Below are 14,276 nucleotides of genomic sequence, written 5' to 3'. Positions count from 1 at the left end.
TCTCACGCCTCCCGTGCCGGCTGCTGGGGAACCAGAACCCCGACGATGCGGATCGTCGGTTCGCCGTCGGTAGTGAGCTCGGCGAGCAGTTTCTGGATCGCCACTGCGGTGTTGGTGATCCGCCGTTCGGCGCTTTCCCGTATGCCGGTCAGGGTGAGCTGTTCGTACCGGACCCCGGTGGCTGCCTTCCACTGCTCCAGGCGCTGGTCGTACGCGATGAGCGGCTCCATGAGCTTGCCCTCCTCGGCGTCGAGGCGGCGGGCCATCTCCACGCGGGCCCCTTCCACTACCCGTGGGACAAGCGCCTCCAGCGGGCTGATGTCGCCGACGCCGCTCATCCGCATCTCCCGATTGACGTGCGCGTCGTGGAGCACCTGGACGAACTCGCGGTCGTCAACGTGCAGGCCGCCGTCGCGGTGATGCAGCGCCAGCCAGGCCAGGACAGTCGGCTTGCCCTGCCGGTTGGAGTACCGCCCGTTGACCAGGAACACCGGATCGGGGACGGCTGCGGCGATGACCGGCGCGGTGAGCCTCCGGGCATGGGCGGTGCCTGCGGAGGCACGCGCCAGCACTTTGTCTACCAGCCATTCGGTGATGGGATGCTGGTCGGTCAGCAGTGAGATGTCCGGCCAACCCGACTCGGCGTACTGCTGATCTCTGGTCCCCTGTCCCCGCCGCTTTGGCTTGTCGGCATTGTGTTTGCGGGCCAGCTCCAGCCGTTGCCGGGCCAGGTCGGGCGAAAAGGTTACAGTGACGCGTTCGAGAATGCGCCGTTGGTCAAGGTAGGACTGCGGCAGCACCTTCAGGCGGCGCTGCAGGTCGGCGAGCCGCGCGCCGTCGCGATTCAGCTCGAACGTGAGGGTCGCCGGATAGTCGGCGGGATCCAGCCAGGCCAGCCCGATGCTGTCGGCCGGGTTTGGATAAGCCTCAGCGAGGGCGTCTTCGATGAACTCGCGCGTCGAGCCGAACAGCCGTGGCTGCTGTAGCACATCGTCAACTGCGGGGACGATGGTGTCTTGCTGGTCGGGTTCGGCAGTGTCGTCGCCGTCATCCGTCCAGGCCCCGGCCATGAAGATGTCGGTCTCGTCGGCCGGCTCGTCCGGGATCAGCTCGGCGATGTCGCGGCGGTCGAGGAATGCCTGCTCGATGTTGACCGTCTCGGCTTCCTCGTCGCGCAGGCCCATCAGCGCGGCGGACTCGCCGAGGGTCCGGTGCGCGGCGTCTTCCTTAGTGGTCAGGACGCGGGCGACCCGCTCGTCGGCTTCGTAGTCCGGGTTGGCGGAGCGGTGCAACAGCACCCGGATCTGTGGGGAGATCTTCTGCCCGTACCGATCGATGCGGCCGTTGCGCTGCTCGATGGTGATCAGCGACCACGGGACGTCGAAATGGATGAGGTCGTGGCACTGGCGGTGCAGGTTGACACCTTCGGCGGCGATGTCGCTGGTCAGCAGCACCCGTACGTCGGTGCCGGCCAGGGCGAAATCGTTTACGATGCGCTGCTGGGCGTCGTCAGATTGGCTGCCGTGCAGGATCCGCACCGGCCCGGTCACGCCCTGCTCACCGCCCGAGTTCGGGGGCGGGTCGCCGAAGCCTAGCCGGGCCGGTAGCTGCCGGTACAGCCAATCGATCGTGGCCCGCCGCTCGGAGAACACCACCACCCGGGCAGACGATCTCGGCCCCACTTTGATCTCGTTTTTGAGTACTGTGACCAAGGCAGCGAGCTTTGCGGAGTCGTCGTCGGTCACCCGGTTGGCCAGCTCCGCCAAGCGGTGCAGTGCCTCCGCCTCCCGAGCTCTGTCGGGATTGTTGCCGACGCTCTTGAGCCGGTTGGCGATGCTTTCCTGTAGCGCGACGCGGGAGGACAGGAACGCCTTCAACAGGTGAACCGGGAACAGCCGGCTTCCCTTCCCGGTCACCGGTGCCGGCCTTCCCGGCGGCGGCGTGATCCACGTCGAATACAGCTCCTCTAGGACTTCCTCCTCGGGATCCGTGGCTGGGCAATCTACGAACTGCGGCTTAGCGCGCTCCGCCCACTCAGTTCCCAGCTGGGCGGCCACGTCCGGGCTCATCTTGTGCCGGCGTACGTAGATGTCGGCCAACTGGGCCGGAGTGACGCGCTGCTTCGGGTCGACGATTGCGGTCGGGTCGATCAGGCTGATCAGCTCGTTGAACGACTCGTCGTCGCCGTTGTGCGGAGTGGCCGAGGCGAGGATGAAGGCGTGTGTGGTGGGCGCCAACACCCGGGCGAGCTTGTTGTTCAACGCCGTCTTGCTGATCAGCTTGTGGGACTCGTCCATGACGACCGCGTCCCAGGTGACTCGCCCGAGCTGCTCGCGGTACTGGCGGCTCTTCAGCGTGTCGATCGAGGCGATCACCCGCGGGTAGTAGTCAAACGGGTTTCGGCCGCCCGGCAACTGTCGCTGCATGCGGGCAATTCCCGCCGAGTCCATCCGGACCAGGCCGATCGCGAATCGGGTCCACAGCTCGTGCTGGAACTGCTCCAGGATGTGCCGCGGGGTTACCACCAGGATGCGGTCGCCCCGACCTCGGCGGATCAACTCGGACAGCAGTAGCCCGATCTCCAACGTCTTGCCCAGACCGACCGCATCGGCGATCAGCAGTCTGGGCCGTAGGTTTGCCAGCGCCCGTCGCGCCGGCTCCCGCTGGTAGAGCAGGTCGTCGGCCAGGTGCGTGCCGGCGGTCGCCAGCCGAAGCTCGCCCTGCGGCACCGGGGTTTTGCGCAGCAATGCCTCGATGAACAGTCGCGAACGGCGAAAACCGGGGGAGCTGTCAGGGACCAGGCGGGTGTCCTCAGCGCGGAGCGGCTCGACGGTATCCAGGTGACCTGGGCAGTGGAAGAAGATCGCGGTCTGGTCCCGGACCAGCGGTGATGTGCCGGTGACCACCAGCCGGATCCCGTCATGCTCGGTATGCCCGACCTCAGTGACGAGCCACTCCTCGCCCCGCGCCAGCACCGTCATGCCGGCGGCGAACTGGTCGCCGGCATGACGCTGCCCATCTGGTACTTCTGATCCGTACATGAACCCCATCCGCCGCCGGTGACCCGGACACCTTACTTGCCGAAGCCATCACGTCGCCGTTCCGCAGCGCGGCGCCATCGCCCCCGCCATTCCGTACTAAATACGTCCTGACGGGGAAGCCGCCCGTCGGGTGTACGGGCATGATCCGCCTGGGGTTGGTCCTCGGAGCCGGTGCCGGTTGTGGTGACGCCCGATGACGCCTCCGAGCCCGTTCGCGCGACAGCAAGTTCGAGCACCGGAATCGGCGTTGCCGCCCAGACATCCACGAAATCCCTCACCTCGGCTGGCAGCGGCAGCCCACTACCACTTGCCAAGGGCACTGCGTGGTCAGCCAGATGGATGAGTGCTTCATGGAATACCTGCAGAGCGGTCGGCCGGGTCTCTGGTTTGAGCGCCAGACACGACTCCACGAGATCGACCAGTGCGTCCGGTACACGGTCGAGGTCAGGCGGCATCCCGGCAAGCCGGGCATGCGGTGCCATTCCCTCGAAGGGAGTATGTCCAGTGGTCGCCCAGACCAGCGTCGCCCCGAGCGCGAAGACGTCCGACTTCTCGGTGGCGTTGCGCACGTCGAGTAGGTGCTCGTTTGCGCAGTACGGATGCGTGCCGAACCGCTCCGTGGTCTCAGTGACATCCGAACCGACGGAGAACCTGGATATGCCGAAGTCGATGATCTTGATGCCGGTCCGCTCGACGAGGACGTTCTGCGGCTTGAGGTCGCGGTGAAGGATGCCCTTGGCATGAATCTCGGCGAGCGCCTCGCCCAGGCTCGCCGCGAGCCACCAGCCTGGAAGTTCCTCGAAGATCCCGTATTGGCGTACCAACCGGTCCAGGGGCGGTGCATGTACGTAGCGGGTGGCCAACCACGGTGGCTCGTCGTCACCTCCGGAATCCAGCAGCTCAGCCGTGTGCACACCAGCCATCTGCTTGATTAGTTTGATCTCGCGGCGGAAGCGATCTCGCCAAGCAGGGGCGGCTACCTTCGGTGATGTGAAAATCTTGACTGCGGCGGGCGATCTTACGTCCGATCGGAAGCCGAGGAAGACCGTACCGAAGCCCCCGGAACCGATTCGGTGAGTTAGCCGGAAGCCGCCGCATTCAACCGGATCACCATCCTCCTTGGACCGCCATGGCACCATCCGCGCCCCTCTAGCTCCCCGCGTGCCCACTTGCAGTATCGATGGCCATCCTACGGTGCGAAGCACGCGGCGCCGTCGTGCAGGCACTCACCGTTGATCTCTAGATTAGGCTGGACGGCGATGCTCGTAACCGTGAGTGCCAGCTCGCACAGCGATTTGGCGAGCGAGTCGTGGCAGCATCAAGGACCGCAGGAGCGCGATCTCCATGAACGGCCATCCACTCGAACGCGTGCACATGGCCATCCGCTAGGCATCACCCCACGGTCAAGTTTCATCCTATGAGCCCTTTTCATCCTGAGTAGCGGCTGGTCTCGACGCGGTGCAGGACGAGGATGGCCTGCACGATCGCGGTCGCGCGGCGGGGACAGCAGCGCAGCTTGGTCAGGACCTTCCAGGTCTTGAGCGTGGCGATAGCGCGCTCGCCGCGGGCGCGGATACGGGCATGTGCGCGGTTGACGGCCTTCTGCCGGCGGGACAGCTTCGGCCGGTAGCGGTGGCGCGTGAACGGCGTGCGCACGCTCCCGCCGGCTCCTTGGTAGCCCTTGTCCGCGAACGTCATCACGTCGGCGCTGCTCAGCGTGTCGATGATGCCGTGAACACGGGCGGCGCTCAGGTCATGAATGGCGCCGGGCGGCGCAGCCGATGCCCAGACCAGGCGACCTGCAGCGTCCGCGATGACCTGCACGTTCACGCCGTGCCGCTTGTGCTTCCCCGAGTGGTAGGGCTTCTGGTCGGCGACCCGGTCGATCGGGATCAGCGTGCCGTCGAGGATCGCGTATTCCAGCTTACGGATGCGGTCCATCGCGGTAGCCAGATCGTCGGCCGCTGCGGCGAGCAGGTCGACAGCTTCGCGGACGGAGCGCCAGGCGGTGCAGACGCCAATGCCGAACCCGGCTGTGAGGCGGGTGTAGGTGTCGCCGTTGCGCAGGTGGGCGAGGGTGAGCAGGGCTTGCCGACCGGGGTCCAGACGCCGCCACCGAGATCGACGCTGCCGACGGTGGCCGCGGAGGCGCTCGGCGAGGTGGCTCAGGGTTCGACTGGACAGCGGAATCGTGGCGGGGTAAGACAGCACGGCGAGGCTCCCGGTCGGGGCATCGGATCTTGGTCGACTGCTGTCCTGGAGCCTCGCCCTCATCGATCTTCGGGTTACCCACACCCACCGTGACCAGCACAATCACGATGAAAAGGGCTCTATGTCCCAGTCGCGCGCGTCCCTTGCCTGCGCCGCTGCCAATGGGGCAGGCGCCCCGAGGCGCTCGTCGAGGCCATCGCGTCGTTCGAGACGAGAGTTGCAGCAGGAGGTCGACGGTGAGCCGGCGTGGGGCGGTCTTGAGGCGGGCGACGCCCAGCGGCAGGTGAACTGCGGTGGTGCCAGCGCAGAGGGGGACAGTGCGTCCAGCACCACGGGTTCAAAAAGCTGCTCACATAATTGATATTCCGGGCGCGCCGCGCTCCACCCCACCGTGGTGGACGTCCGTCGTGCGTGTGCGGTCCCCGCTATAGCTGCCACGTGCGGCGCAACGGTTCCCCCAGACCGCCCGCGTGACCAATGGCCCAGCCAACCTGTGAGAAAGATCGACGGCGGCAGGTCGACGATGGGCCACGTCGTTGTCGAGGTAGGTGCGCCGGAGGCCGTACCGCCGATCGGCTGACGACCGTCCGCGTCCGTGGGGTGGGTACGGGAACATCGGGATGAGGGTGCTTGCCCGGCCGCGTTCGCGTGCTGCCTCGAAGGGTCCTGGTACGAAGCCGGGCGGGACGATCGGATCGTCGACTACCGCCAGGGCTGGTTGGGGGCCAGGTGACGGCGATGGTGGTGTGTCGCCGTCGCAGGACCAGGCGGGGATGTCGGGTCGGGTGGGGAGTGGTGTCGGCGGTGTGGACGGTGATGGACGGTCCGGGGCCGTGGCGGTGGTCGCGGTCCCACCTACTGATGAGGTTGTGCAGGTCGGTGGTGAGGGTGGTGGAGTGGGGACCGAAGCCGTGGGCGCCGAACTGCCAGATGGCATCGTCGATTTTGCGGGTGGCGAGGTAGGCGTAGCTGTCCTCGCCGATGAGGGTGGGGCAGGCTGTCCAGTTCTGCGGGTCGCCGAGGCGGGTGGCGTGGCGGTGGTCGGCGGTGAGCAGTGCGTAGGGGTGGGACTGGCTGGCCAGCCACAGGTGTAGGGAGTCGAAGGGCACCCCGGGTGGGGTGGTGGCCGCCGACCACACGTCGACGCGGGGGTGGTCCAGCGCTCGGGTCAGTGCGGCAGGGTCGGGGTGGGTGGAGTCGTCGTCGATGGTCAGGACGATGTCGTCGGTGTGCAGGTGCAGGTGCAGCCGGTGTGGGGGATGGGCGCTGGTGCCTTGCATGGGACGAAGCCGCAGACGCTTGCAGCCAGGGCGCGGAGACGGAGCTGGTGGCGCGTCCGTCCGGGCCGCGTTTGGTGTCCACCACGTCGTCGACGTAGGCGTCGACGAGGTCGATGTTGTCCGGGACGAACGCCTCGCGGGGTGTGGCGCGCACAGCGGCTTCGACGGTGGGTGTGGTGATCGCGCCGGCGGCGACCAGGTTGTCGGCTAGCCGGGCGCGCAGTTCCTCGGCAGTCGGTCCGGATGCTTTAACGTCGGTCACCTGGCGGTCCTTTCATATCGTTCGACGGTGCGGTCGCAGCGGCAGGAAGCGGCTGCGAGGCAGGTCACCTGCCGAAGGCGCAAGCCGGTTTCGCTCGACGCTGCACTGGGCTGGCCGTGGGGTTTTGTCAGCGTAGGAGGGCGCGGGGCAGGGCGGCTGGTGCGGCACGGTTCGCGTTGTCATCCCTGAGGGGGATGGTGGTGGTACTGCTCGACGCAGCGCTGGTTGAGCAGGCTGAGCTGACCTTCCATCCGCTCGGTGGTGGGATGGGCGGGGTGAGCGTGTCGGTGGATGGCCATGGTGTCCGTCGGCAGTGCCCCGGCGGGGGCGCAGTGTCCGAGGGCGTGCAGCACGACGGCCATCTGGGCCTGGGCGATGCGGAGGGATTGGGTGGTCGGCTTGGTGCTGCTGGACGCGGTCGACGACCGAGGCGATGAGCGCCGGGGTGTGGACGCGAGGGACGGGCATCGGTGGGTGGATTCTTCCAACGGCGCGGGGCGGTGGATGTGGTCTATCGGGCGGTGGCCGCCGATGGTGCGGCGGCCGGTGGACCCGGCCGCGTACCGCTGTCGGTGGGGTTGGTGGGCAAGGGTCGGCCGCTGCCGGCAGGTCGATGCATGCCTAGCAAGGTAGGACCGTGGGGGAGACGGATCGGGGTGTGTGCTTGGTAGCCGTGGCGGGTGAACAGATTCCGGTCGCGGACGGTGACTTCCGCCCAGGCGGGCATGTCGGTGCGGTCGATGCGGGTCAGGTAGTGGGCCAGCATCACCTCGTCGAGACCAGCCGTGTCGTGCGGCGGGGTGGCGACGATGGCGAGGTGGTGGTGTGCGTCGGTCGGCCGGTGGGCGTCCAGGATGGTGTCGAGGGTGCGGAACTGCTGAAGGTAGGGGCCTGCGGCGTCGGCGAGGCGGGGCGGGTAGTTCGCTGGTGGTGGCAGTGGGCGTAGCCGGTGCAGGCCGACGGTGGCGGCGGTGAGGTCGTCGGTGACGTGGATGTCGCCGAAGAACAGGGCGTGTTCGACCCAGATCTCGGCCACGGCCGTGAGGACCCGTAGCCGGTGCGTGGCGTCGGGTACCAGCCATTCGCCGAGGCTGCCGGGGTGCAGAGCGGCGGCGACGACGCCTGCCATGGCCTGCCGTTCGGCCCACCGCAGGGTGCGGATGCGGGGCGTGTTGTCCATCGAAGGTTGTCCTGTCCTTGTGCTTGGGACGGGTGCTTATCGGTAGGTGGCGGTGGCGAGGTCACCGACGGTGGCGTCCACGGCGGCGGTGACGGCCCGTACGGGCTTGTAGTGCTGGTCGGCGACGGTGCGCAGCCGGGCGGGCAGGGTGGCGGTGTTGTCGTCGAGGTACAGGTACGGCGACAGGCCCAGCACGGCGACGAGGCCGGCGAGAGCGGCGGTGTGGTTGTCCGGCTGCTCCCGGCCCCGGGCCAGGGCACAGAGCCGGGCGCGGGGAATGACCTGCCAGCGGGTGTGGCTGGGCAGGTATGTGTCGGCCCGAACCAGCCCGGCCAGGCGGCGCCGCTGCTGGTGGCGCAGGATCCCGGAGGTGACCAGGCCGGCGCGGGTGCGGTCGTACAGGTCGTTGCTGAACGCCCGCAGCCAGCCGCGCAGCGGCGGCGGTGTGGTGGCGTGCCGGATGGAGGCGATCGCGGTGTCGGCGATCAGGTCGCCGACCGGCCGGTCCTGGTGAAGGTGCAGGGTGAGGTCGCCAGCGGAGCGGGTGGTGCCGTTCGGGTCCAGCACCACCCGCCGGTTGAGGAACAGGTCGATCAGGACCGCGCCGGCCATGCCGAGGGCGAGGGCTTGGCGGTGTATGTGGGGTTGTCCGGTGTCCTCGTCGTGCCCGAGCAGGAACACCTCGTCCCGCAGTGGCAGCGGGGGAGTCAGCGCGGTCATCGCGTGCTCGCCGTCTACCGCGGCTCGGCCGCGCGCCGCAGCCGGGCGTGTACCCCACCGTAGGCGGCGCGACCGCCCGGCAGCAGGCCCGTGTCGACCATGGCCAGGACAGTGTAGTTCGGGTCGCACACGTTCCCGATCGGCGCCTGCCCGACCTGGGAGATCAGTTGGTAGGCGTCGAGGGTGTCCATGCCGGTCAGGTCGGCCGCCCAGCCGACGAGGTCGGTGTGGGCGATGCGGTAGGCGTCTTCGAGGGGTCGGGCGCAGCCGATCGAGGCGATGCCGGTGTCGGTCTCCAGCCGTGGCCACACCGTCGGCGTCTTCTTGATCACCTCCACGGCCAGTGTGGTGACGGTGGCGATTTCCACGCCGACGCCGCAGGCCTCACCCTCGCCCTGGCGGGCGTGCCCGTCGCCGAGGGCGAGCATCGCCCCGTGCACGTTGACCCCGAGATACACGGTGGTGCCGGCCCGGATTAGCAGCGTGTCGAGGTTTCCGCCGTGGGTGTCCGGGACGATCGTGGCCCGGGCCTCGAACCCGCCCGGGGCCACGCCGATCGTGCCGATCATCGGCTCCAACGGCAGATCCACGTTGTGGTCGGTCTCGGTGGCCTGGAACCGAACCGAGCCCGCGTCCCGGTCGATGCCGTACACCCACACCCGCTCCTCAAGCGGCGGTTGCAGGGTGGCCGTGTGGGAGGTCGATGTCAGCGCCCCGAAGTGCGGGAACGTCGACGATACGCCCCACTTTCGGGCCGGGGTGATCGACATGATGTGCACGGCGAGGGTGTCACCGGGCTCGGCGTCCTCAACGAAGAACGGCCCCGACACCGGATTCAGATACGGCATCTGACACACCTGCGACGGCAGGTCCCCGGGCCCGCGCACCCGCCCACCGAAGCAGTCCTCGGTGAACACCTCCAGCACGTCCCCCGACCGCAGATGCGCCACCGGCATCCGCCCACCGAAGGTGTACGCCAACTCGTCCCGGACCGGCCGGTAGACAATCGTGTCCACCACGGTCACACCCTCTGCATCTCGTGCCGGACCGGCCCTACCGGGGCCAGCCCCGACAACACCGGCCGCCGGCCCGTGGCATACAAGCCACCTAGAACCAGCACCCCCAACGCCAGCCACGCCAGACCGAGGCGCTGCGCCGCGATGTTCGCGTTCACCACCACGTACGCCAGGACCGCGAACCCGGCCGCCGGCATCACCAGGTGCGCCCACCAGTTCCGGCTACCGTGCCGGATCAGGTAGTGCACGACCACGGACACGTGCAGCACCAGGAACGCCACCATCGCCCCGAAGTTGATCAGCGACGACAACAGGATGATCCCGTCCGCGCGGAACGACATGTACAGGCCGAGCGCGAGCGACACCACCGCGGTCAGCAGGGTGGCGTTCAACGGCACGTTCCGCCGCGCCGACACCTTCGCCAGGAAGGCCGGTAGCTGCCGGTCCCGCGCCATCGCGTACAGCAGGCGTGACGTGGCCACCTGCGCCACCATGCTGTTCGGCAAGCCCCACGCGATCGCCGTCGCCACCGCGCACAGCGTCGCCAGCCACCCGCCGCCGGCCACCCGGGCCGCCTCGTAGAACGCCGTGCCGTCCGGATCCCCGTCCGTCAGCAGCCCGGCCGGGTTCGGCACGAACATCGCCGCCAGCCACGTCTGAACGATGAACAACACCCCCGCCAGCACCAGTACGGCGGCCATCGCCCGGCCGATCTGCCGAGCTCCGTCCCGGGTCTCCTCCGCCAACATCGAGATGCCGTCGAAGCCTAGGAACGACAGCACCGCTATCGAGACCGCGCCGCCGACCAGCGACCAGGTGAACGTCTCGGAGTTGTAGAACGCCTCCCAGCTGAACCGGCCCCTACCGGAGGCCAGGGCCCAGCCCGCGATGGTGAGGAACACTGCCAGCACGATCAGCTCACCGACCAGCATCATCCGGGTCACCACCGCGGTCATCCGGATCCCGGCGGAGTTGACGATCGTGTTGACCGCGACGAACCCGAGCAGCCACCCCCACACCGGCACCCCAGGCACGGTGGCGTGCATCGCCACCGACGCCACCAGATACAGCAGCCCTGGCACGAGGACGTAGTCGAGCAGGATCACCCAGCCGGCGAGGAAGCCGACCGGTGGGCTGATGCCCCGGCCGGCGTAGTTGTACACGCTGCCCGACATCGGGAAAGCCCGCACCATCTGCGCGTACGAGAACGCCGTGAACACCAGCGCCACCACACCGATCGCGTACGCCAGAGCCACCATGCCACCCGAGCCGGCGTACACGCTGCCGAAGATTGCCATCGGAGCGATCGGCACCATGTAGACCAACCCATAGGCCAGCAGATCCCGAAACCGGAGATGTCGCGCCAGCTCCTGCCGGTAGCCGTAACGCTCCAGGTCGTGCTGATCCAACATCAGGATCCTCTCAAATACGATCAAAGAATCGCGGGTTGTCTGCTTCACCAGAACCGCCGCTTGCGGCGACGTGACCGCCACGCATTCAGGGAAGGGTGGAACGGCTGTCGCGCGACGACGAAAGTGACTAAAGGCGAAGACGGTCGATGTCGGTAAGGGTCGGCCACCACGTCTGACAATCCGCCGACAAGATGCCCGGTCGTCGACGGTCGCGCTGTTGGCCTATCCGGTGAGCGCCGTCGGCCAACGAGGACTCAGCGCGCGGACCGCGTCGGGAGGGCATCAAATGGTTTGAGGGAATCAATGTTGGAGCTTTGTCGGAGGTCGATGCGGCGGGTTATCGACATTCGTCGGCCTGGCCGTTAATGAGGGCATCACCGTTGCGTGCCGCCGGCGCGAAGGACAGCGGTGACAGGCGATCCGGCCGCAGTCCGGCGGCGCCTTCCTGTGCCCAACGCTCCCGTAGGAGGGATGTGCGATGGCCCCACAAACCATGCCCGAACCCGCTGAGGTCGGTTGCCGAGCCGCCGAGATCCTCGACCAGGTCATGCAGCACCCGTCGTCCGGGCGGCTGCGCAGCTCGTCGATGAGGTACTCCAGCTGCTGGGCGACGTTCACCGGCTACCCGGCGATCAGCCGCTGGTCCCTGGACCGGGACGCGGGTCCGTTGCTGACCGAGGCGATGCGGGTCCTGGCGCTCAAGGCTGCGGTGTTCGAGCTTTCCGGCGGCGACGAGGAAGCCGCGGAGCTGCTGGTTCCGGCACCGGTCGACGAGATGATCCACGCCGTGCTGGCCCAGTTCACCCTGATGTCCCGGATGCAGCGCGACTTGGGGGTCACGTTCCCGCACGCTACCGAGTTGGAGGAGTTCGCCTACACCCGCGGCTGCCTGACCGACGCGTACTACGCCGCCGCCGGTTGGGGGCCGCAGCCGCTGCGCTACTGGCTGGACTCCGCCGAGGTGACCCGCCGGCTGGACCAGCTCAACGCCCACTATCAGGCCGCAGGCCTGGGACGCGACGGACGCAGCCACGACTTCGCCTTCGACCAGCCGGACCCGGCCGCTGCCCCGATCGGGGTCAGCGGTTAGCCAGCTCTACCGACAGCACCCGCCGCATGGCCGCCACCACCTGCTTCGGGTCGAACCTCTCCGCGGCGAGACGCTCGGCGCGAGCGACGGCACCGAAGATCTGCTCCGACGGAGCGTCGCGCAGTACAACGACGAGCCAGCCTTCCAGATCCACCAGATCGGTAGGCAGCACCAGGGAGGCAGGCGTCGGCGCCGGTCGTGACGCGCGGGCCGGGACCGGCTCACCGCGCGAGGCGTAGCGGCCCGGTGGCAGCCCGACCCGATACGGGTGCACACACACGGCGACACCCTCGACGGTGACTCGCCATCCGATGTCCTGGTTGTAGGCGAATTCGGGTCCGGGCCGGTCGACCACGTCGAATTGGCCCGGCCCGAGTTGCTGGGCGGGACACACCACGCACGTCTGCTCACACCACTGCGGTAGCGGCCCGGACATGGCGCCGATGCTACGGCAATCAGGAGGTATCAGGCCATGACCGTCTTATCCCCTCCCCGGGCCGCCATCGTCGACCGCGCTCTACGCGAAGCCCGGCGATGGTGCGCCGGACATTCCATCGACGACCGCCCCGCCCTGGCCCACGCGGTCCGGGTCTCGGTGACCATCGGCGAGCATGTGCCGAACCCGGCGCCGGATCTGATAGCGGCAGCGCTGCTGCACGACATCCCCGACTTCGCGCCCCGCACGCCGGACATCTACCAGGTCCTCGCCACCGCCTACGGCCCGCAGGTACCGCGGATCATCGCCGCCCTGCAGGCCGAGCACCAAGCCCTCGACATGCCGGACCCGCCCATCCGCGTCGACGACCTACCGGTGCTGCTCGCCTCAACCGCCGACAAGATCGTCGCGCTGACATCGCTGCTGCGCCGGGCGCACACTAGCGGCGACGTCCCCGACTTCCTCCGCACGCGCCCGGCGCTGCTCACGCTGCTGCCACACTTCCGGGCCTTCCACCAGGCAGCCCACCCTCGGCTGCCGGCGAGCATGTCGGCCCGCCTTGACACTGCGCTGGCGCTGCTCGAGCGAGCCGCCGCCGGCATCCAGACGGCGAGCAAACCGTGACCGCCATGGATGCCGCGTTGGCGGAACAGCTACGCCGCGACCTGCTCATCGCGGCTGGCCATCAACAGACCGGTGGGCATGTCATCCAGGAGTGGGAACTGTCAGCGGTGCACCGGCTGTACCTGAGCGACGGCAGCAGCGTGATCTGCAAACTCGCCACAGCACCGTTCACCGGCGAAGCCGCGCTGCTGCGATACCTCAACGAACAGGGCGCCGCCGTGCCCCACCTGCACGGCTACACGCTCCGTCCGCAGGCTCTAGGCATGCTGACGGACGACCTCGGCGACCCCATCCGCCCACCGACCCTCGCCGAGGCCGCAGCCGCCGCCCGCGCGGTCCATGCCATCCCCCCAGTGCCTGAACTGCCCGCATTCGACCAACAGACCCTGGCACGCCTTCCCGAGCAGGCGCTTGCCGCACTCGCCGCGCTGCACCGCCAAGGCCGCTTCCTAGAAACCGGCACGATCGAGGACCTGCTGCGGCGGCTGGCGGCTGTGGCAGGCAGGCGCGCCGACGGCGCCGAACGAGAGCCCTTCGGCCTGTGCCACGGCGAGTTCCACCGCAGCTCGCTCCACGTCAGCCGCACCGGGTCCCGCCTCGTCGACTGGGGGAAAGCATTCACCGGGCCCGGCCTGCTCGACCTCGCCACCTGGTTCGGCACCCGCACCACCACTAAACCCGCTCAACTCACTCGCCTGATCCACGCCTACGTCGCAGCCGGCGGCAGCCCCGACGCCAAATCCGACCGCGGCGGCCTGCCGGCGACACAGTGGGCGCTGGGCTGGCATCGCGTATGGGCAGCCTGGTGGTTCCTGACCACAGCCGCCGCGGGCCACCATCGGCCTCACACCGACAGCCACCACACCCGGGTCGTGCACCGGCAACTGCACGCAGCCGCGCAACTGCTCGACGCCACCCCGCCTGGCGCTGCCGGCAGGCACCTCACCACCGCGGGATGATTCCGTGCCACGGTCGAGTGGCTGGGGTGCGCGTCCAGCTCGATC

The 14,276-nt window shown here is 68.4% G+C and carries 13 protein-coding genes; 3 read left to right on the top strand and 10 right to left on the bottom strand.

Translation table 11 applies throughout. The annotated features are described in order from the left end of the window. Positions 1-2 precede the first annotated feature (2 nt). From QSK15_RS22455 to QSK15_RS22415, 9 genes are all read right to left on the bottom strand, one after another. On the bottom strand, positions 3-3,050 hold the full coding sequence (locus QSK15_RS22455; RefSeq protein ID WP_285796133.1) for a DEAD/DEAH box helicase: 3,048 nt from the start codon (positions 3,048-3,050) through the stop codon (positions 3-5). Positions 3,051-3,073: 23 nt separating this feature from the next. Continuing rightward, a complete protein-coding gene (locus tag QSK15_RS22450; RefSeq protein WP_285796132.1) occupies positions 3,074-4,180 on the bottom strand; it encodes a serine/threonine protein kinase in 1,107 nt (368 codons plus the stop codon). 289 nt (positions 4,181-4,469) lie between these two features. Then, on the bottom strand, positions 4,470-5,252 hold the full coding sequence (locus QSK15_RS22445; RefSeq protein ID WP_285796131.1) for a transposase family protein: 783 nt from the start codon (positions 5,250-5,252) through the stop codon (positions 4,470-4,472). Between the two features lie 425 nt (positions 5,253-5,677). Then, positions 5,678-6,532: a class I SAM-dependent methyltransferase gene (locus QSK15_RS22440; RefSeq protein ID WP_285796130.1), complete on the bottom strand. Its 855-nt coding sequence runs from the start codon at positions 6,530-6,532 to the stop codon at positions 5,678-5,680. Positions 6,533-6,973: 441 nt separating this feature from the next. Continuing rightward, positions 6,974-7,147 carry a hypothetical protein gene (locus tag QSK15_RS22435; protein WP_285796129.1) on the bottom strand — a complete coding sequence of 58 codons (174 nt, stop codon included), beginning with the start codon at positions 7,145-7,147 and terminating at the stop codon, positions 6,974-6,976. Between the two features lie 158 nt (positions 7,148-7,305). Further along, on the bottom strand, positions 7,306-7,974 hold the full coding sequence (locus tag QSK15_RS22430; protein ID WP_285796128.1) for a hypothetical protein: 669 nt from the start codon (positions 7,972-7,974) through the stop codon (positions 7,306-7,308). A 36-nt stretch (positions 7,975-8,010) separates the two neighbouring features. After that, entirely contained in the window at positions 8,011-8,694 is a 684-nt protein-coding gene (locus QSK15_RS22425) for a GOLPH3/VPS74 family protein (protein ID WP_285796127.1), read from the bottom strand. Positions 8,695-8,708: 14 nt separating this feature from the next. Next, positions 8,709-9,719 carry an acetamidase/formamidase family protein gene (locus tag QSK15_RS22420; protein ID WP_285796126.1) on the bottom strand — a complete coding sequence of 337 codons (1,011 nt, stop codon included), beginning with the start codon at positions 9,717-9,719 and terminating at the stop codon, positions 8,709-8,711. Further along, positions 9,716-11,122, bottom strand: coding sequence for an APC family permease (locus QSK15_RS22415; protein ID WP_285796125.1), 1,407 nt, complete (start codon positions 11,120-11,122; stop codon positions 9,716-9,718). The genes QSK15_RS22420 and QSK15_RS22415 overlap by 4 nt, the downstream gene beginning before the upstream one ends. Positions 11,123-11,600: 478 nt before the next feature. On the opposite strand from QSK15_RS22415, the gene QSK15_RS22410 reads away from it, so the two are divergent. Then, the gene (locus tag QSK15_RS22410; RefSeq protein ID WP_285796124.1) at positions 11,601-12,212 is read left to right on the top strand and encodes a hypothetical protein; all 612 of its coding nucleotides are present in this window, start codon (positions 11,601-11,603) and stop codon (positions 12,210-12,212) included. Here the strand turns inward: QSK15_RS22410 and QSK15_RS22405 are convergent. Continuing rightward, positions 12,202-12,648, bottom strand: coding sequence for a hypothetical protein (locus tag QSK15_RS22405; protein WP_285796123.1), 447 nt, complete (start codon positions 12,646-12,648; stop codon positions 12,202-12,204). The two genes, QSK15_RS22410 and QSK15_RS22405, sit on opposite strands and share 11 nt — an antisense overlap. Positions 12,649-12,684: 36 nt before the next feature. On the opposite strand from QSK15_RS22405, the gene QSK15_RS22400 reads away from it, so the two are divergent. Together QSK15_RS22400 and QSK15_RS22395 are read left to right on the top strand one after the other, a co-directional pair. Then, positions 12,685-13,272, top strand: a complete 588-nt coding sequence (locus QSK15_RS22400) for an HD domain-containing protein (protein ID WP_285796122.1) — start codon at positions 12,685-12,687, stop codon at positions 13,270-13,272. A 5-nt stretch (positions 13,273-13,277) separates the two neighbouring features. Further along, entirely contained in the window at positions 13,278-14,231 is a 954-nt protein-coding gene (locus QSK15_RS22395) for a phosphotransferase (protein WP_285796199.1), read from the top strand. The last annotated feature ends 45 nt before the right edge of the window (positions 14,232-14,276 follow it).

It is taken from the genome of Micromonospora sp. NBRC 107095 (assembly GCF_030269705.1).
Lineage (GTDB): Bacteria > Actinomycetota > Actinomycetes > Mycobacteriales > Micromonosporaceae > Micromonospora > Micromonospora parva.
Note: the sequence above shows the minus strand (reverse complement) of the source record. Positions and strands in the feature narration are given on the sequence as shown.

Bases quoted from the DNA above. Each gene is read 5' to 3' on its own strand.
- QSK15_RS22455 (WP_285796133.1), bottom strand. From the start codon at position 3,050: ATGGGGTTCATGTACGGATCAGAAGTACCAGATGGGCAGCGTCATGCC.
- QSK15_RS22450 (WP_285796132.1), bottom strand. From the start codon at position 4,180: ATGGTGCCATGGCGGTCCAAGGAGGATGGTGATCCGGTTGAATGCGGC.
- QSK15_RS22440 (WP_285796130.1), bottom strand. From the start codon at position 6,532: ATGCAAGGCACCAGCGCCCATCCCCCACACCGGCTGCACCTGCACCTG.
- QSK15_RS22430 (WP_285796128.1), bottom strand. From the start codon at position 7,974: ATGGACAACACGCCCCGCATCCGCACCCTGCGGTGGGCCGAACGGCAG.
- QSK15_RS22425 (WP_285796127.1), bottom strand. From the start codon at position 8,694: ATGACCGCGCTGACTCCCCCGCTGCCACTGCGGGACGAGGTGTTCCTG.
- QSK15_RS22415 (WP_285796125.1), bottom strand. From the start codon at position 11,122: ATGTTGGATCAGCACGACCTGGAGCGTTACGGCTACCGGCAGGAGCTG.
- QSK15_RS22410 (WP_285796124.1), top strand. From the start codon at position 11,601: ATGGCCCCACAAACCATGCCCGAACCCGCTGAGGTCGGTTGCCGAGCC.
- QSK15_RS22405 (WP_285796123.1), bottom strand. From the start codon at position 12,648: ATGTCCGGGCCGCTACCGCAGTGGTGTGAGCAGACGTGCGTGGTGTGT.
- QSK15_RS22400 (WP_285796122.1), top strand. From the start codon at position 12,685: ATGACCGTCTTATCCCCTCCCCGGGCCGCCATCGTCGACCGCGCTCTA.
- QSK15_RS22395 (WP_285796199.1), top strand. From the start codon at position 13,278: ATGGATGCCGCGTTGGCGGAACAGCTACGCCGCGACCTGCTCATCGCG.